Annotated in this window: 19 protein-coding genes; 4 read left to right on the top strand and 15 right to left on the bottom strand. The window is 42.1% G+C overall.

The window, feature by feature from the left end; genetic code table 11:
• Positions 1 to 3 precede the first annotated feature (3 nt).
• Entirely contained in the window at positions 4 to 717 is a 714-nt protein-coding gene (locus EW142_RS03750) for a class I SAM-dependent methyltransferase (RefSeq protein ID WP_130609841.1), read from the top strand.
• Positions 718 to 761: 44 nt separating this feature from the next.
• On the opposite strand, the gene EW142_RS03745 is transcribed toward EW142_RS03750, so the two are convergent.
• The 4 genes from EW142_RS03745 to EW142_RS03730 form a co-directional block, all read right to left on the bottom strand.
• Positions 762 to 1,199, bottom strand: coding sequence for a hypothetical protein (locus EW142_RS03745; protein WP_130609839.1), 438 nt, complete (start codon positions 1,197 to 1,199; stop codon positions 762 to 764).
• Positions 1,200 to 1,285: 86 nt separating this feature from the next.
• On the bottom strand, positions 1,286 to 2,056 hold the full coding sequence (locus EW142_RS03740; protein WP_130609836.1) for a DNA alkylation repair protein: 771 nt from the start codon (positions 2,054 to 2,056) through the stop codon (positions 1,286 to 1,288).
• A 12-nt stretch (positions 2,057 to 2,068) separates the two neighbouring features.
• Positions 2,069 to 2,845: a TIGR03915 family putative DNA repair protein gene (locus EW142_RS03735; RefSeq protein ID WP_130609834.1), complete on the bottom strand. Its 777-nt coding sequence runs from the start codon at positions 2,843 to 2,845 to the stop codon at positions 2,069 to 2,071.
• A 31-nt stretch (positions 2,846 to 2,876) separates the two neighbouring features.
• The gene (locus EW142_RS03730) at positions 2,877 to 4,139 is read right to left on the bottom strand and encodes a putative DNA modification/repair radical SAM protein (protein WP_130609831.1); all 1,263 of its coding nucleotides are present in this window, start codon (positions 4,137 to 4,139) and stop codon (positions 2,877 to 2,879) included.
• 120 nt (positions 4,140 to 4,259) lie between these two features.
• On the opposite strand from EW142_RS03730, the gene EW142_RS03725 reads away from it, so the two are divergent.
• Positions 4,260 to 5,021, top strand: a complete 762-nt coding sequence (locus EW142_RS03725) for an XRE family transcriptional regulator (RefSeq protein WP_130609828.1) — start codon at positions 4,260 to 4,262, stop codon at positions 5,019 to 5,021.
• 43 nt (positions 5,022 to 5,064) lie between these two features.
• Here EW142_RS03725 and EW142_RS03720 read toward each other — a convergent pair whose 3' ends face one another.
• The 6 genes from EW142_RS03720 to EW142_RS03695 all read right to left on the bottom strand — a co-directional run bounded on the left by EW142_RS03720 (position 5,065) and on the right by EW142_RS03695 (position 10,157).
• Positions 5,065 to 5,514 (bottom strand): hypothetical protein, encoded by a 450-nt coding sequence (locus EW142_RS03720; RefSeq protein WP_130609826.1) that lies wholly within the window; start codon positions 5,512 to 5,514, stop codon positions 5,065 to 5,067.
• A 146-nt stretch (positions 5,515 to 5,660) separates the two neighbouring features.
• On the bottom strand, positions 5,661 to 6,263 hold the full coding sequence (locus EW142_RS03715; RefSeq protein ID WP_130609823.1) for a short chain dehydrogenase: 603 nt from the start codon (positions 6,261 to 6,263) through the stop codon (positions 5,661 to 5,663).
• A complete protein-coding gene (locus tag EW142_RS03710; RefSeq protein ID WP_130609820.1) occupies positions 6,260 to 6,967 on the bottom strand; it encodes a hypothetical protein in 708 nt (235 codons plus the stop codon). Before EW142_RS03710 ends, EW142_RS03715 begins: the two co-directional genes overlap by 4 nt.
• The gene (locus EW142_RS03705; RefSeq protein ID WP_130609817.1) at positions 6,951 to 7,880 is read right to left on the bottom strand and encodes an ATP-grasp domain-containing protein; all 930 of its coding nucleotides are present in this window, start codon (positions 7,878 to 7,880) and stop codon (positions 6,951 to 6,953) included. The genes EW142_RS03710 and EW142_RS03705 overlap by 17 nt, the downstream gene beginning before the upstream one ends.
• Positions 7,881 to 7,893: 13 nt before the next feature.
• The gene (ggt, locus tag EW142_RS03700) at positions 7,894 to 9,576 is read right to left on the bottom strand and encodes a gamma-glutamyltransferase (protein WP_130609815.1); all 1,683 of its coding nucleotides are present in this window, start codon (positions 9,574 to 9,576) and stop codon (positions 7,894 to 7,896) included.
• The gene (locus EW142_RS03695) at positions 9,564 to 10,157 is read right to left on the bottom strand and encodes an acyl carrier protein phosphodiesterase (protein ID WP_130609812.1); all 594 of its coding nucleotides are present in this window, start codon (positions 10,155 to 10,157) and stop codon (positions 9,564 to 9,566) included. The genes ggt and EW142_RS03695 overlap by 13 nt, the downstream gene beginning before the upstream one ends.
• A 90-nt stretch (positions 10,158 to 10,247) precedes the next feature.
• Here EW142_RS03695 and glmM point away from each other — a divergent pair, with 90 nt between their 5' ends.
• Positions 10,248 to 11,639 (top strand): phosphoglucosamine mutase, encoded by a 1,392-nt coding sequence (gene glmM / locus EW142_RS03690; RefSeq protein WP_130609810.1) that lies wholly within the window; start codon positions 10,248 to 10,250, stop codon positions 11,637 to 11,639.
• Between the two features lies 1 nt (position 11,640).
• Here glmM and EW142_RS03685 read toward each other — a convergent pair whose 3' ends face one another.
• The 3 genes from EW142_RS03685 to EW142_RS03675 form a co-directional block, all read right to left on the bottom strand.
• On the bottom strand, positions 11,641 to 12,171 hold the full coding sequence (locus EW142_RS03685; RefSeq protein WP_130609807.1) for a YybH family protein: 531 nt from the start codon (positions 12,169 to 12,171) through the stop codon (positions 11,641 to 11,643).
• Positions 12,172 to 12,264: 93 nt separating this feature from the next.
• On the bottom strand, positions 12,265 to 13,143 hold the full coding sequence (locus EW142_RS03680; RefSeq protein WP_130609804.1) for an alpha/beta fold hydrolase: 879 nt from the start codon (positions 13,141 to 13,143) through the stop codon (positions 12,265 to 12,267).
• Positions 13,115 to 14,032 (bottom strand): lysophospholipid acyltransferase family protein, encoded by a 918-nt coding sequence (locus EW142_RS03675; RefSeq protein WP_130609801.1) that lies wholly within the window; start codon positions 14,030 to 14,032, stop codon positions 13,115 to 13,117. The genes EW142_RS03680 and EW142_RS03675 overlap by 29 nt, the downstream gene beginning before the upstream one ends.
• Before the next feature lie 53 nt (positions 14,033 to 14,085).
• On the opposite strand from EW142_RS03675, the gene EW142_RS03670 reads away from it, so the two are divergent.
• Complete coding sequence (locus EW142_RS03670) at positions 14,086 to 14,736, top strand: rhomboid family intramembrane serine protease (RefSeq protein ID WP_130609798.1); 651 nt, start codon at positions 14,086 to 14,088, stop codon at positions 14,734 to 14,736.
• A gap of 52 nt (positions 14,737 to 14,788) precedes the next feature.
• On the opposite strand, the gene EW142_RS03665 is transcribed toward EW142_RS03670, so the two are convergent.
• The gene (locus EW142_RS03665) at positions 14,789 to 15,898 is read right to left on the bottom strand and encodes a TlpA disulfide reductase family protein (protein ID WP_130609796.1); all 1,110 of its coding nucleotides are present in this window, start codon (positions 15,896 to 15,898) and stop codon (positions 14,789 to 14,791) included.
• 86 nt (positions 15,899 to 15,984) lie between these two features.
• Entirely contained in the window at positions 15,985 to 16,479 is a 495-nt protein-coding gene (locus EW142_RS03660; protein WP_130609793.1) for a hypothetical protein, read from the bottom strand.
• Positions 16,480 to 16,547 lie beyond the last annotated feature (68 nt).

Raw genomic sequence — 16,547 nt, 5'->3', positions numbered from 1 at the left:
CCGATGCTTAAGGAAAAAATACTCAAGGCCTACGAGTCTCTTGCAGAGGAGTACAACGCTCAAATTGACCATAAACCCCATAATGCCTATTATGATCGGCCCAGCACCCTTGCATTACTTGAAGATGTGAAGGGAAAATCCATTCTGGATGCAGCATGCGGCCCCGGAAAATATGCCGAGATCCTTCTTAAAGAAGGAGCTCTGATAAAGGGCTTTGACCTTAGCCCAAAAATGATAGAACTGGCACAAAGGCGCAATTCCAACGCATCGGATTTTTTTGTCCACGATTTGGAAAAACCTTTAACCATGTTCAAGAAGAAAACCTTCGACACGGTCCTTTGTGCATTGGCGATGCATTACGTAAAGGATTGGAATGCGACCATTCAAGAGTTTTACCGAGTTTTAAAACCAAAAGGAAAAGTGGTCATATCCATTGAACATCCCTTTTTTGAATATACCTATTTCAAGTCCAAAAAATATTTTGAAGTCGAACCTGTAAAATGTACTTGGAACAGTTTTGGAAAACCAATAGAGATAAATAGTTATAGAAGACCTCTTTTTGAAATTATTCAGCCTTTTATTGATAATGGGTTCTTAATCGAAAAACTGGTGGAGCCCAAGCCTGTCGCTGAATTTCAGCATTTAGACCCCAAACATTTCAAGGAATTAAACGAATTTCCCGCGTTTATGGCGCTTCGAGCTGTAAAGGGAAGCTAAGTGCTTCATACCGAATACTTTGATGCAAAACTCACTTCCTCGCCCTACCAATAATTGAAGAAAAGCTCAACTGCAGCCCCAAGGACAAAGCTCCCCATAGCTGTGAGGAATGAGATTCTACCGGTACCAAACGCGTTGGAAAACGCAATATAGAGAGCGACCAGTGCACATGCCACAAACAGGAGGGTAGCATAGAGGGGGACCATACTGGTAAAAATTCCAGTAAGGTTAAAGAAGGGGTCGAGTAGCGCGGTGAAAGCAAACAAGGCCAAAGCAAAGTTGGCTTTCGAATGACCTGTAAACAAATACCAACCTGCCACCAACAACTCTATGCTAATGGCAAGTGGCCCAAACCTATCATAGGTGCTGAATCGGAAATAGGACCTAACATCCACGGGGAATTCAATTTGGGAATAGAAGATGATGCCTAATATGAGGGCAATGGCAATAAAAACAAATGCTATTAATCTACGTGCAATCATAAAAACTCAACGCCAAGATACAATTCTTGGTCCGAATTTTAGCTAGCAAGTTTTGGATTAAAGGAGATGACGGTGTTTACCACAAATTAGGAAACAACACGCAATGCCCATGGGTCTTGTTTCTTAATCAAGTTTCTAAGCGCATGTTTAATAATCCACTTCCGTTCCTTGGAAGCATCGGTCACCCAACTTTCCACTAAGGTTTTTGCTATCTCTGGATTGTCCTTTAAAATGTCATTTACACAATTGGCCACGGATTTTTGCACATACTTGCTTGGATCATCTTTGAGATTTTCCAAAATGGGTAGAATAGGGGAAGGATCTTCAACAAAGTCATCCAATTTACTGGCCCACGGTAATCGGGGCCGCACCCCCTCACTTGCCAAACGTCGAACATGTTTATTCGGATTCTGCGACCACCGTAACATGGTATCCAGGGTTTTTTCGGGAAACTTTTCCAGATACGGGCGGATGGTGTACTCCCCTGTATTTCGCTTGGTGATTTCGTAAACAGCTTGCATGGAAAGGTCGAAATGTTCCAGACCATACTTTTCCACAAACTTGGCAATCGGCATCACCCAATAAAACTCTTTGAACATTCCTGTTTCTTTTTCATTTTCAGGTCCAAGAATGTTTTGCAAGTAATGCACCTTTTTCTGATAGTTTCCTAAAAGATGAACGTTCAACTCGTCGGCGATGCACTCCACCCTGTCTTTCAATTCCAAGGCACTGACCTTTTTCGAAACGGATTTTACAAACGAGGCCTTATCAAAACTGACCGCCTGTGAAAGAAGTTTTTCTGCCAATAATTCGGCTAGTTCTGCATCAAACCAAAGTTTTAATTGTTTGTAGGCCATACGAAGCGTAACCTAGGCAGTTTCCTTTTTCTCCGAAAGATACTTCCAATATCTTTTCGGAACATGTTGCGTATGCAATTTTCTGTTGATTCTCGATTTGATGCCCGTACTTTTAAAGTAATCGTTCCAGAGGGTTTGGTAATCATATTCCTCAGTGCGGAAAGCATCACTTTTTCTGATTTTATTATAATGTATTTCGCTTAAATTCAGGGATACCAGTTCAACACGTTCCAGGTCATAGAAAATCCCATATTTGCGTTTCACATCGTAAATCAACCATTGCTGGTCCGCGTATCGGTTTCTAAAGTGCTTGGATATTAAAGGCAACACATTGAAGTCAGGCTCGATGTTGGCAAAATAGATATTGTCCTTGGTCAATTGAAAACGTACAAAAGCCTCCATACGGTGTTTCTCCCGGCCGACGGAACGGGCGAGCTGGCTGATGCGTAATACAGTTTCATCAGAGAAATCACTGTGCTTTTGATGCTTGGACAGCATTAACTTTTGAATGTAACGAAATAAGAGGAGCTCAACACCCTCGGTCTCACTTAGAAAGGTGAAGTAAATATTGGAGATGGCGGAATGACTTTTGTTTCGAACGCCATTCCATACCCTTTTGGCTTTGGAAACATGGGTGAAAATGGTCTCCGTCTCCGAGAAGAGACCACTTTGCTGTTGGTGGTTGGGTTGAATGTCCACCACATTGATTTTCTCTTCGAAGGCTACAAAGACTGAAGTGAGGAAGCCGTTGAAGCTACCGTCGTAGATGAGGATTTTTGAAGGGTTCATGATCTATTGTTTTTTGATGTTTATACTTTTTTCAATTGAACAGTTGCAATTGATTACTATACTGGGACCTAAACTTTCCATTTGAATTTTGAAGAATTAGGCCCTTTATTCTTTCCGCTTCCAAATCACGTTTTTCCCATTGACGGGAATCGCAGACAATGAAATATTTGGCACGATTGAGTGCTACCCCAATTTTTTTCAGGTGGTCCCAGTTCAATTTTCGAAACTTTCTAGCCTTTATGATTTTTTCGACGGAAAGCATACCGAAACCTGGGATACGAGCTAGCATTCGCTTCTCCGCTTTGTTGATATTCACTGGGAATAAATGGAGGTTTCGCAAAGCCCAAGAGAGTTTTGGGTCGATGTCCACGTCTAAATTTGGATGATTGTCATTTAGAATCTCATTTACCGCAAAACCGTAAAAACGTAGCAACCAATCTGTTTGATAAAGGCGATTCTCCCTTAGCATGGGTACTTGTGAACCTATGGAGGGTAAACGGTGGTCTTCGGCCACGGGAACATATCCTGAGTAATAAACCCGTTTCATATGATACTCTTTATAGTAGTAGGTAGCAGAATACATTACATCCTTATCTGTCTCGTTGGTTGCTCCCACAATCATTTGGGTGCTCTGTCCGGCAGGGGCGTACTTTGGTGTGCTTTTGATAACCTTGTGTTCGTTTTTATAGCGAATCAATTCATTTTTGACCTTCAACATGGGATTTGTAAAGTCCTCATGTTTTTTATCAGGAGCCAAAAGTTTCAAACCTGAAACGGTAGGAACTTCAATATTCACAGAAAGCCGATCCGCGTAAAGACCAGCTTCGTACATAAGTTCGTCACTAGCGCCCGGTATAGACTTTAAATGGATGTAGCCATTAAAATTCTCTTCTTCCCTCAGCTTTTTTGCCACTGCAATCAACCGCTCCATGGTATAATCCGGATTTTTGAAAATGCCCGAACTCAAAAAAAGGCCCTCAATATAATTTCTTCGGTAAAAATTAATGGTAAGGTCCACCACCTCCTGAATCTTAAAAGCAGCCCTTTTAACATCATTGCTCTTTCGGGTAACGCAGTAAGCACAATCATAAATGCAATGGTTGGTCAATAGGATTTTGAGAAGGGATATACAACGCCCATCTTCTGTGTAGCTATGACAAATACCCATGCTTGTACTGTTTCCCAAGCCTTTGTTTTTGTTCGAACGGTTACTGCCACTACTGGCACAGGAAACATCATATTTTGCTGCATCGGCCAAGATGTTCAATTTTTCACGGATTCTTTCAAAATTCATAGCAGAGGTTGTAATTAATCCAAAATTATGGAAATATTCCTAATTATGGAAATAATCCAAAATATTTTTGGAAATAATCCAAATTACCTATATTTGAAATAACTCAACCTAGAAGTATCTATGGAAAATGAAATCACTTTAAAACGGTTTACGGATATTCGTCGAGAGCTGGGGCATACCCAAGCTGAGTTTGCCAAATTACTGGGAATATCCAGTACCACTGCTGATATTGAAAGAGGACGGACCAAATTATCCGGTAAGGTTGTGGCTGAGCTCTTGAAGCAGTTCAAGATAAATCCCCTTTGGCTTTTTGGAGAAAGTGAGGAAAAGTATTTGGAGACTTCCCATACCAATGTTATTCCCAAGGTTGTTACCGTAGATTCTGCAGATAGGGATAACATGGTACTTGTGAATGCAAAAGCGGCCGCGGGATATCCACAGAATATTCAAGACACCAGTTGGTACCAACAACTCCCTGCTTTTGATTTACCAATTCCAGAGTTTCGAAACGCTACCTATCGCGGTTTTCAAGTAGAAGGGGATAGTATGTTGCCCAACTTAAGACCTGGTGAATGGGTATTGGCAAGGGCTATTGAGCACATTGATCATGTAAGTGCCAATAAAATGTATGTGGTGGTATTGCAGGATTCTGTCATGGTCAAAAAGATTGAGAAAAGGCCGAATTCAAATAATATTACTTTGGTTTCCTTGAATGAATCCTATCCACCTTACGATATCAAACCATTTCAAATTCAGGAAATTTGGGAAGTGAGCAGTAAATTGACCTTTAATGTGGATGCCAATACCGAAACAGGACTGCTAAGGCAACTACAGCAATCGATGGAAGAGTTAAAGAGACAGGTGGGCCAAGTAAAGAATTGATTCTACCCCATTCTTTTGAGAAGGAGAAACAGTTCTTGACGTTTCACTTCCAGTATTCTCTACCTTTTTTGTGAGCCCAAAATGGTTTTAGATATCCATTCCGTAGCACCAATTTATTTTCATTATATGTCACTTCCTTGGCAATGAAATGATTTTCAGGTAGTTTTTCCGTTGTGAACACGATAGCTTCCAAGTGATGACCTTTTGCGTCTTCAATAAAGTCAAATATTTTGGCAGTAGGCCCCAGATGAATGTTCAAAACCACATCATCCTCTGTTTGGACCATAAGATGTGTACCTGAAACAGATTTTCCAACCGTATAGGTACAAGGTCCTTTCTTAATTTCGGTAACAAGACCTGAAATGGTCTGCATTTCTGGAATCTCTCCAGTTTTTGCAATACCTTCAGATTCACCCATTCCTTTTTGGGCATTCAAGGTGGTTAAAGGGCCTGCCAAGGCAACTAAGAATAAAAAAAGCATAAAATTTTTCATGACTTCACATTTAGAGTACAAAGGTATTTCTCCTTTCTACACATCTATATGATACAAGTCACTCCACTAAAGTTTCTTATAACTTTTTGATTTATTGTAGACTTAAGGCGTACCGATTCGTCTAACTAAATCAAACTAGGGTGGGTTCAGTCGTATAGGCGAATGATTTCCCCATTCCCTTTTCCGAAAACACTTCGGATATAAGCGTTAGCCATTTTGGTCATAGGGATAGGATTGTGCCCTGGGAAATAATCTTTGTAGCGTTCGTAAGCATCTTCCACCAGTCCTGATGCGACAACATTAATGCGATGCCCCTTTTTCAATTCTAGGGCAGCAGCCAACACAAAACTGTGAAGGGCACCGTTCACCATAGCCGCGCTGGTTGTCTGAAGAACAGGGTCATCGGCCAAAATTCCGGTGGTTAGCGTGAAAGAGCCACCATCTTTCAGATTCTTCTGCCCAAGGCGTACCAAATTGACTTGCCCCATTAGTTTGCTCTTGATGCCGATATAGAAGTCTTCTTCGGTCAAATCGTCAAAAGGAGCCCATTTAGCTTCCCCCGCGGTGCAAACAATGGCATCAACTTCTCCTATTTCATCAAACATTTTTGTAATGGAAGTGCTATCGGAAATGTCCACCAAGACATCACCCTTTTGTCGCCCAGCCACTAGTACTTGTGCTTTTTCTGAAAGCCTTGCAGCAACTTTTTTTCCAATGGTGCCATGTCCACCTACTAAAACTATTTTCATTTTGTATTGTATGCTTTTACGTTTCCCATGCTTAAGTTAACCGGGCCCAAGGCGTGCGATTTTGGGAGAAAGGCACCACTTTGGGTAACGATCCAGTCATCCCATGAAGCCTCAAGGCCGCCAATCGGTATAATGTTGACCCACATTTTAAATGCTCTTGGAAAAGCATTCTCATTCAACAACCAAAGATAACTATCTCCAGGAGTAGTCCCACCCGAAGTATAGGTGACCAATAGCGCTTCAGTTCCATCTGGCAATGTTACAATGGAACGCTCTGTGCCCAGATCAAAAACCTTATAGGGGGCTACCAGCCAGAACGAATCATTATTGAAGTTTTTTAAGGCCTTATCAACCAGTTTTTCCTTCTCATCAAAAGCTAGGCTTTTACCATTTTTGTATGCCAAACTTTTCTCCAAATGTACCACGTCCAGTTTTACATGGTTGTCACCCCATTCTACCTCGACTTTCCCTAGCTCCTTATCCCATTTGTATTGATTGGCTCCATTTCGATAGGACCATTCCAAAAAACGGGTTTCCTCATAGGTTTTGTAGTTTAAGGCCTCCAACATCTTCTCTGCCAGTACATCTGCCTCTCTTCCTGTTTGGGCCTGGGGCAAAGGTTCATGAATGGCAAAAAGTGAGATGATTAAAACAAGCAGGCCAATCCCTATGACGATTCCTAAAACTTTAAAAAGCCTTTTCATGCATCATTTTTGAATAAATGGACTCTGCTAAAACTTTGGCCGCTTCCGGATGAAGTCTGAACCAAAGCTCGGGCTCAAAGATTTCCAACTCTGCTAGTGCCCAGTGTCCATCATTATCCTTAAAAATATCTACTCTTGCGTACAAAGGCATTTCGGAGCAGGCTTTGACCACCTTTTCGGCAAAAGCGATTTCTTCTGCGGAGGGCAGATAGGAATGCACCGTTCCCCCATAGTCATCTTGTACGCGAAAATCCCCGGCCTTGGCAATCTTCAGAACGGCGTGGGTGAATTTTCCATCAAATACCATCATTGAGATTTCACCTTCGTCCACAATATTTTTCTGAAATTCCTGTAGCATCATGGCCTCATTGGAAATCAATTCCTGAAAAATGTTCTCGTATTTTGTCCATTCGGAAACATTAAACTTATACGTATGTCGGGCTGCACCCGCAATACAAGGTTTTAGCACCAACTCTTCGGTTTTGAATCCTAGATTGGTTTTGGCATCATGGATGGATCTTTCCAAAGTAGTTTGGGTGCTAGGTTCCACATACATGGTCGTTGGGATTCGTACGCCCTTATTTTCCAAATCCCTTAAATAATGCTTGTCAATATTCCAAGAAATTAATTCAGCGGAATTAATAAAGTTGGTCTGGGATTTTGCCTTTTGAAACCATTTGAAAAATTCGTCATAGCGGTCAAAGTAATCCCACGTCGCTCGAAAAAGGGCATGTTTGGAGGAAGTCCAATCGAAAACGTTATCATCCCACGATTTTCGGGTCACTTTCAAACCCAATTTTTCCAGGGCTTCGCGAACTAATGTATCCTCCAAAATAACATTATCCACGTAAGGATTACTTTCCTTTGGATTTAGATATCTGGGTTCGGTAAGAATAACAAGGTCGTAGGCCATTGACAGTTTCTTTTTAAAATCCAACGGCGGTATCATCTCCTCTTTTGTCGGCACCACCTTCCAATTTCCCATCGGATAAAACACGTACGGCGTCTACCTTGCCAATGATTCTATTGCGACCCGCGTAGATTCGATAACCCTTTTCCTTCAATTCGGTCAATAGGTCTTCGGTAAACCCTTCTTCTTCAAAAGTAATTACATCAGGAAGCCATTGATGATGAAATCTCGGAGCATTTACGGCGTCTTGCATACTAAAATTGAACTCGTAAACATTTAAAATCGTTTGTGCCACTGCCGTGATAATGGTAGAACCGCCAGGGGTGCCAACAACCATATAAAGTTCCCCATCCTTTTCTACAATAGTGGGTGTCATGCTGCTCAGCATTCGCTTTTCTGCGGCAATACTGTTGGCTTCTGCACCAATAAGTCCGAACATATTGGGCACTCCCGGTTTGGAACTGAAATCGTCCATTTCATTGTTGAGAAAAAAGCCCAATTCCGTAGCGTAGAGCTTAGAGCCATAACCGCCATTTAGTGTTGTCGTTGCTGAAATGGCGTTGCCCGAAGCATCCACAATGGAATAATGGGTGGTTTCGCTGCTCTCCACGATTTCTACCTCCCCATGGGAAACTGCTGAGGAGAGGGTGGCCTTATCAAAGGAAAAATCTGCCATTCGTTCGGTGAGATAGGCATCGCTCAATAGCACATCCAATGGAATGTCAACAAAATCTGGATCACCCAAAAAGTAGTTCCTGTCTGCATAGGCACGCCGTGACGCCTCCGTAAACAATTGAATGGATTTAGCCGAATTATGGCCGTATCTGGAAACTTTATAAGGTTCCATCATTTTAAAAATCTGATTCATGGTCACACCTCCGCTACTGGGTGGGCTCATTGAAATTATTTTGATGTCCTTATAATTGAAAACAACAGGCTGACGCCACTTGGCTTCGTACCTTTCCAAGTCTTCTTCCGTAATAAACCCGCCCTTTTCTTGAATAAAATCTGCCAGTTTTTGGGCCACTTCGCCCTTATAAAATCCGTCCCTTCCTTGTTCCATGATTTTTTGGAGTGTGGCCGCCAGTTCGGGGTATTTTATGGTGTCACCAGCTTTGAAATTTGAAGCAAACTTTGTGCTATCGCCGTTTACCTTTACAAACCGTTCTTTGTAATTCTCCAATCGTTTTTCCTGCTTCTCTGTTACAATTACGCCTCTTTTGGCCAATTCTATTACAGGGGTAAGGATGTCCGAAAGGGGCAACGACCCAAATTTTTCATGTACTTCGATAACGCCGGCCACAGTACCCGGCACACCAACAGCAGTTGCGCCAACCGTGCTCATATCTGGAACCACATTACCCAATGAATCAAGATACATATCCTTGTGGGCAGACAAGGGGGCTTTCTCACGATAATCCAATCCTCCAATTTCACCGTTTTGCTTCCGATAAACCATAAAACCGCCACCTCCTAAATTTCCTGCGAAAGGATAGGCTACGGCGAGCGCCATTTCCGTGGCGACCATGGCATCGAAGGCATTGCCTCCTTTTTCCATGATTTCTGAGCCTATTCGGGACGCTTCCACCCGGGCGGAAACCACCATGGCCTTCTCAGTGACGAGACCAGTCGGGGGAGCGGGTTGTTTTTTGCAATGAATAAAAAGTAGGAAGGGGAGAAATAGAATTAGTTTTCGCATAGGGAGTCAAATTTTTGCCGCGAAAAGGTAATCAATTCTTCAAAAAATTCTTTGAACTCTTTTTCAAATGCTTCATAATGTTCCTCCAAATCTAAAATGGCATAATTCATTTTGGATTTATTCTGGGTCCTTCGGTTCATTCCGTTCAAAACTCGGGAAATTCCTTCAAGGTTGGCGTAGTTGACAAGCCAGTTATCAGCAATCATATAGGGAAGCATGCGTTGCGTGCCCCGTGGAAGGATATCGTAGTTTTCTTCCAGCAAATCATAGAATCCATCAACGAATTCCTCGAGCGGAGTTTCAGAATAATCTTCCCAGTTTTTGGCCAGAAAATGGTCATAAAATATATCTACAATCACTCTGCTGTAATGGCTATAATTTTTATGGAGCCTTTTGCTGCTTTGCTTGGCAATGGGATGGGAATCCGTAAACGTATCAATTTCGCGATGGAGCAAAATGCCCTTCTGAATTTTATCTGGAAAGTGTTTGAACTTGTTGCCACGAATATGATCGGCAAAAAAATTGCCAAGGGTTATTTCCTTGTCTCCAAAGGACAAATAAATGTGCGCCAAGAAGTTCATGGATAAAATTCTGTTTCCGTCACGAAATTTACGAATTCAAAACATGGAATAGGTACCATGCCATTATATTTGCACAAAATTAGAATTTACATGACACTGATCAAATCCATTTCAGGAATCCGTGGAACTATCGGAGGTAACACTGGTGAAAATCTTACCCCTATAGATGCTGTTAAGTTTGCAGCGGCTTATGGTACATGGCTCAAGTCCTATTCAGGAAAAGAAAATCTAAAAGTTGTTATCGGAAGGGATGCTCGGCTATCGGGTGAAATGATTCAGAATTTGGTGGTTTCTACCATCGTTGGTTTGGGAATCGATGTCATTGATTTAGGACTTTCTACAACTCCCACGGTTGAAATCGCCGTACCGCTGGAAAAAGCTGACGGTGGAATTATTCTGACAGCGAGCCACAATCCAAAACAATGGAACGCTTTGAAGTTATTGAATGAAAAAGGTGAGTTTTTGGATGGAGAACAGGGAAAGAAGATTTTGGAAATCGCTGAAAGTGATGAATTTGATTTTGCCCAAGTGGACGATTTGGGAAAAGTGATAAAAAACGACACTTATATCGATGTTCATGTTGATGAAGTATTAAAACTTCCCCTTGTGGATAAGGACGTTATCAAAAAAGCGGGTTTTAAGGTGGTAGTAGACGGCGTGAACTCAACAGGGGGTATTGCCATACCCAAGCTTTTGGAAGCACTGGGGGTAGAGGTCATAAAATTGTATTGTGACCCTACGGGTCATTTTCCTCATAATCCCGAACCCTTAAAGGAGCATCTGCAAGATATTTGTGAGCTTGTGGTAAAAGAGAGAGCTGACTTTGGCATTGTGGTCGACCCAGATGTTGACCGCCTTGCGTTTATTAGCAATGATGGTGAGATGTTTGGTGAAGAATATACGTTAGTCGCCTGTGCTGACTATGTGTTGGGTAAAACCCCGGGCAATACGGTTTCCAATCTTTCGTCCTCACGGGCCCTACGGGATATCACAGAAAAGCATGGGGGCAGTTATGAGGCTGCGGCTGTAGGTGAGGTGAACGTGGTGACCAAAATGAAGGCTACCAACGCCATAATAGGAGGTGAAGGAAATGGCGGAATCATATATCCTAAAAGTCATTACGGTCGGGATTCTCTTGTGGGAACTGCACTTTTTTTGATGCTTATGGCAGAACGTGGAGGCACGGTTGCTGATTTAAGGGCAAGCTATCCCAGTTACTTTATGAGCAAAAAGAAAATACAATTGACGCCAGATTTAAATGTGGATGCTTTGTTGGATGCCATGCATCAAAAATATGCGAATGAACAGGTCTCGACCATTGATGGGGTCAAGATAGATTTCCCGGATAATTGGGTACACTTAAGAAAGTCGAACACCGAACCTATCATTCGAATCTATACCGAAGCAAAAAGTCAAGCAGAAGCAGACGGTTTAGCGGACAAAATTATTTCTGAAATCAAGGAAGTAGCTGGAATCGATTAGTCTACAATTCGTAGACTAGCTCATGGTTGGCAAAATCCTCATCCGTTATGTCAGCTCTTTTATCAGAATCCAACCAGATTTTCCATTGGCCATCTACTTTTTTAAGTCCGACATTGAAATAGCCATAACCTCGATGCACAAAATCAGATTCTCCGGCCCGTTTTGAGCTAAATCTATAGTATCCGGTTTGATATGCCATTTCTCCGGATGAATCAATAGCCGTGGATAAAATGGCGAAGGCAATTCGAACTTTGGCCCCTCGCTCTTTGACGCCAACAAGGAAACCACCAAAGCTTTCCAAATAGGTTTGGCCAGATCGTATGTCATTTTGATTAATGGAAATCCTTATAATATCGTCAGAATGAAAAGACTTAAGCTTTTGCGGGTCCAACTCATCATAAGCTTCCATGAAAGGGGTCCATACATCTGTTTTGATGGCCTCAAGTAGTGCTTCAGGGACCTCGGTTTTTTGCCGCTGCCCGAAAGAAATACTGCAGAACAATACCAATGTGAATGTGAATAACTGTTTCATTTTTTGATTTTTAGCACATAAAATTTATGAAACTAAATACAAACCAGGAAGACTTTAAGAAAAGAATAGGTTTTCTGTTGCGGTGAGAAGAAACTATTCACTGACCCAGTTCAACAAAGACGCTTTGATAAGCTGTTCTTGGGTCCAAACGATAAAATGGTTTTCATTTTCCAAGGGAACTATTTTCAAGCTGTCCACTTGGGAAAAACGACTCTTCATAAAATCAACGTTTTGGTAGGGAACCAGTTTGTCTTTTTTACCATGTATGATCAGTGTCCGTTGACGGATTTGACTTAATCGGGGTTCCAATTCCTTTAGGTCATTCTTCAAAAACCAAAGTTCATCGTTGGAAGGTTTTAAAGCACCGGGAACCAAATATTTCAAAGGAATCCAGGTCAAGGGTTTCCGCCATTTTTCAGGCTTTTCGGCCGCAGGGTCCAAAGCACCGGCCAAAATAACGAGATTTTGATATAGCTCAGGCCTGTCCACAGCCATTTGAACAATCAAGGGCCCTCCGTATGAATGGCCTATAAGAGTGGTGGGTTGGCCGTTGTCCAAACGCTCCAATAGTTGGTTTAGCAACATGGACTGCTCTCGTAGCGAGCTACTTTTCCGAAAACCACTTTTTCCAAACCCTGGACGATCGGGCGCTATGATTCTATACCTGGACAATAGGGTAGAGTCTGTTAAATAATTCTTGTACGCATCCCAACTACCGGGTGACCCATGTAAAAAGACTAGATTGTGACCGTCTTCTTTTCCTGTTTGAATGTAATGAACTTCCCTATCAAGGATAACTTCCGTTTTATCCTCATACGCAACCTCGTATTGTCCGAAAAAAGCTTTGGTGTTCTTGGCAGAGGTGCGCATGGTCATGCATGAATTGGCAAATAGCAAATATCCAAACCCCAAGGTCAAGAGAATGTGCCGTTTCTTAAACCGTTTACGGTTTTGTTTGGGAGTTTTGGACATGTTTGAATGCTTCTGGTACTTTATCTCTGTGTTTCCAGCGTTTATGGGTCCAAAAATAATATTCAGGAGCTTCCCTTATGGAAGACTCCACATTTTTTAGGAAAGCTTTAGTAAGTTCAAATTCACTCTGCTCCCTTGGATTGTCAGTAAGCAAATGGAAAGAACCTTGATAGTGGCCTCTTTTCAGTTTGGTCACTTTAAGATAGACTGCTGGCAAATCCAACTTTCGGCAAAGGAACTCTGCCCCTGTATGGACGGGAACGGTAATCCCCATAAAAGGAGCCCACAAAAGAGCCTTTTTGACCATGGGCGATTGGTCGCTCAAAATCCCATACATGCTAAGCTGCCCGTTCATCTTGTTGCTGGAAACGATGTCCTTGGTATCTTTCGTCGTTATCAAGGTCGTTCCAAACTTTTGTCTTATGTCTCGTACCAACTTATCAAAGTACTTATTGCCAATCTTTTGATAGATGGCATATCCTTTGGATTGTATATGGGCATCCAAGGCAATCACCCACTCCCAGCTGCCATAATGGGGAAACATCAGCATGACACTCTTGTTTTTTGCCTCCAATTGGTGTAGCACCTCAAGCTGGGTAAAAACGAATCTTTTCTGCAATTGTTTGTTGGAGATACCCATCGTTTTGATCATCTCCAGAAACATATCGCACATGTGGGCATAGAACTTCTTTTCAATTTGAAGACGCTCTTCCATGGATTTCTCAGGAAATACAAGCTCCAAGTTTTGTCGCACTACTTTTTTACGATAGCCAACGACATGGTATAGCAAGAAATACACCCCATCCGAAATGAGATAGATAATTTTAAAAGGAAGTCTGGAAACCAACCAGAGCAGGGGGTAGGCAATGAGATAAACAAGCAACTGCATCGAAATTTCTTGTGGTCAAATATAGCTATATTTGAACCCAAACCTTACGGTATATGTACAATTTGCATTTGGTGACCATCGCCATAATCGCTGCAAACGTTCTTGTGACCCTTAGAGGTTTCAGCGATACCACTTTCTTTGAGAGATATAAATTTAGTATTGGGGGAATACAGGCCGGACAACGGGAACGAACGGTTACCTCCGGATTTTTACATGTTGATATTTCCCATCTGTTTTTCAATATGTTTACCCTTTTCTTCTTTGCCAATGTGGTTATTCAGTGGTTTGGCGCAAGTAAGTTTGTCATCATTTATTTTATCAGCTTGATAGGAGGGAGTTTGTTGGCCCTTTTCTTTCATAAAAATGAGCCTTACTACAGTGCTGTTGGCGCAAGTGGTGCTGTTACAGGAATTTTGTATGCGGCCATTTTGTTAAGACCCGATATGCAATTGGGAATCATGTTCATTCCGATTCCGATTCCCGCCTATGTTTTGGGTATTGCGTATTTGCTGTATTCCATTTATGGGATGAAGAGCCGATTAGGGAATATTGGGCACACTGCCCATTTCGGAGGAGCCGTAGGTGGCTATGTGATGACATTGCTTTTTAAACCTGACTTGTTTGTGAATGAAACTTTTATTGTCGTAGTATTGGCCATTCCTATTGTAATTCTGTTCATTTTGGAGAAAACCGGAAAAATATAAATAAAAAAGGCCCAGAGGACTACCCTGGGCCTTGTTAGAAATTTTTGATTTTTTAGTTTAAAAGTTCTGCGACTTTTTGTTCTAAAGCAGCACCACGTAAATTTTTGGCCACAATCACACCGTTTTCATCCAATAAGAATGCGGCAGGAATGGCATTGATGTTATACAATTGCGCAATCGGATCTTGAAATCGTTTCAAGTTACTGATGTGGTTCCACGCCAATCCGTCCGCTTCTATGGCCCGTGTCCAATCTTCGGCTCGGGTATCCAAGGAAACGCCTATGACGTTTAGTCCTTTTTCGTGATACTTATTGTAAACGGAAACAATATTGGGGTTTTCGGCACGGCAAGGTCTGCACCAGGCAGCCCAAAAGTCCACCAAAGTAACCTTCCCTTTTACATCGCTCAATGCTAAGATGTCTCCCTCTGGAGTTGGAGCGGAAAACTCAGGGGCCACCCCACCAATGTCGGTGACCTTTGACTTGTCAAGTTGCTTCTTAAGGGTTTCTCCAGGTTCGGACGCCTTCATCTCTGGGGTTAAGGCCTCGTACATTTTTTCAACCTCTTCGGTTGGAATGGCCTTACTTTGCATGAGGTTCCCAATGATCAATACCGAAATCAAAGCATTTGGGTTCTCCTTGGCAAAATCAATATTATAAGTCTTCACTTCATCCTGCAGCTCCAAATACTCTTCCCGAAGTGAGGTCACTGTTGCGGTATCTCGTTGCTGGGAAGCATCTCGCAGATCACGTTGCATGGACCGTGCACGGTCCGCCATTTTTCGGGATTCACCTAAGAAATTCATAAAAATTTCATTCTGTGGTGTTCCTTTAAGTTCGGCATAATTTAAACTGTCTTTCTGGAATTTTAACCCAATTTCTCCATTTTCAATAAAAACGGGAATGTTCCCTCGGTTGGATTCCAAAAAGATATAATAAAGCTTGGGTTGCTGTTGGTCCCCATTAAAACTGAAAAGACCATTTTCCACGGTTGTGGTGTCCACATCTACCAATTGATTTAATGAATCAGTGGTTTTCAAGAAAACTTTCGTTCCATTTTCCAATTCACCACTTACTTTGGCGTTGATCACAAATCCTTCAGGCTTAGAACTGCATGAAGCCAAGACCAGCATGATTAGGGTGATTGCTACTATGTTTTTCATTCTACATTCGTTTAAGCCGCTAAGGTATTCATTAGTTGTGGCAAAAAAAAACAAGCACAGTTACGGTCATCGAAAATAGCAAGCTATCAAAATTGATAGCGGATACCTAGGGCAATGTCAAAATCGAAGCCGTCATCAAAGCCGTCATACCCCAAAAGGCCTATTTCGGGGCGAAAGTCTAGGGATAGCAACAGGGGAATGTCGAAATTGTATTCTACCCCTATGTCTCCGGCGGCAAAAACAAAAAGTCCATCATTATCCTCCCCATTTGGAACAGGTTCAAACTCGACACTACCAAGTCCGCCACCAACGCCATAATACCAATTGAAGTTCCCCTCAATATGATGTACCCATTGGTAGACCCCTGTAAGCTTAAAGGCATCAAACTCGCGACTGTCCCTCCAGCCCAAATTGAACTCCGCGCGGTTGTAGCGTCCAATCGATTTTTGATAAGAAATTTCGGCTCCAAAGCCGTCACTGTCGCCAAGACGAAGTCCGAGCGCATGTTCAGAAACGTCTTGAGCGTAACCTCCAATCGTTACGAATAAAAAAAGTGCGGTAAATAATGTGGTAATCTTCATATGTTTCTCCTTTAGTTGAAAATTTGAAATAGTTTTGTAAACTATTTAGTTTAAAACTCAGTTACTCC

It is taken from the genome of Flagellimonas allohymeniacidonis (genome assembly GCF_004296335.1).
GTDB lineage: Bacteria > Bacteroidota > Bacteroidia > Flavobacteriales > Flavobacteriaceae > Flagellimonas > Flagellimonas allohymeniacidonis.
This window is presented reverse-complemented; position numbering and strand designations above follow the sequence as displayed.

Coding starts and splice junctions, on each gene's coding strand:
- EW142_RS03675 (WP_130609801.1), bottom strand. CDS start 14,032: ATGCAGTTGCTTGTTTATCTCATTGCCTACCCCCTGCTCTGGTTGGTT.
- EW142_RS03670 (WP_130609798.1), top strand. CDS start 14,086: ATGTACAATTTGCATTTGGTGACCATCGCCATAATCGCTGCAAACGTT.
- EW142_RS03685 (WP_130609807.1), bottom strand. CDS start 12,171: ATGAAACAGTTATTCACATTCACATTGGTATTGTTCTGCAGTATTTCT.
- glmM (WP_130609810.1), top strand. CDS start 10,248: ATGACACTGATCAAATCCATTTCAGGAATCCGTGGAACTATCGGAGGT.
- EW142_RS03750 (WP_130609841.1), top strand. CDS start 4: ATGCTTAAGGAAAAAATACTCAAGGCCTACGAGTCTCTTGCAGAGGAG.
- EW142_RS03730 (WP_130609831.1), bottom strand. CDS start 4,139: ATGAATTTTGAAAGAATCCGTGAAAAATTGAACATCTTGGCCGATGCA.
- EW142_RS03680 (WP_130609804.1), bottom strand. CDS start 13,143: ATGTCCAAAACTCCCAAACAAAACCGTAAACGGTTTAAGAAACGGCAC.
- ggt (WP_130609815.1), bottom strand. CDS start 9,576: ATGCGAAAACTAATTCTATTTCTCCCCTTCCTACTTTTTATTCATTGC.
- EW142_RS03745 (WP_130609839.1), bottom strand. CDS start 1,199: ATGATTGCACGTAGATTAATAGCATTTGTTTTTATTGCCATTGCCCTC.
- EW142_RS03705 (WP_130609817.1), bottom strand. CDS start 7,880: ATGGCCTACGACCTTGTTATTCTTACCGAACCCAGATATCTAAATCCA.
- EW142_RS03740 (WP_130609836.1), bottom strand. CDS start 2,056: ATGGCCTACAAACAATTAAAACTTTGGTTTGATGCAGAACTAGCCGAA.
- EW142_RS03660 (WP_130609793.1), bottom strand. CDS start 16,479: ATGAAGATTACCACATTATTTACCGCACTTTTTTTATTCGTAACGATT.
- EW142_RS03735 (WP_130609834.1), bottom strand. CDS start 2,845: ATGAACCCTTCAAAAATCCTCATCTACGACGGTAGCTTCAACGGCTTC.
- EW142_RS03725 (WP_130609828.1), top strand. CDS start 4,260: ATGGAAAATGAAATCACTTTAAAACGGTTTACGGATATTCGTCGAGAG.
- EW142_RS03695 (WP_130609812.1), bottom strand. CDS start 10,157: ATGAACTTCTTGGCGCACATTTATTTGTCCTTTGGAGACAAGGAAATA.
- EW142_RS03720 (WP_130609826.1), bottom strand. CDS start 5,514: ATGAAAAATTTTATGCTTTTTTTATTCTTAGTTGCCTTGGCAGGCCCT.
- EW142_RS03710 (WP_130609820.1), bottom strand. CDS start 6,967: ATGAAAAGGCTTTTTAAAGTTTTAGGAATCGTCATAGGGATTGGCCTG.
- EW142_RS03715 (WP_130609823.1), bottom strand. CDS start 6,263: ATGAAAATAGTTTTAGTAGGTGGACATGGCACCATTGGAAAAAAAGTT.
- EW142_RS03665 (WP_130609796.1), bottom strand. CDS start 15,898: ATGAAAAACATAGTAGCAATCACCCTAATCATGCTGGTCTTGGCTTCA.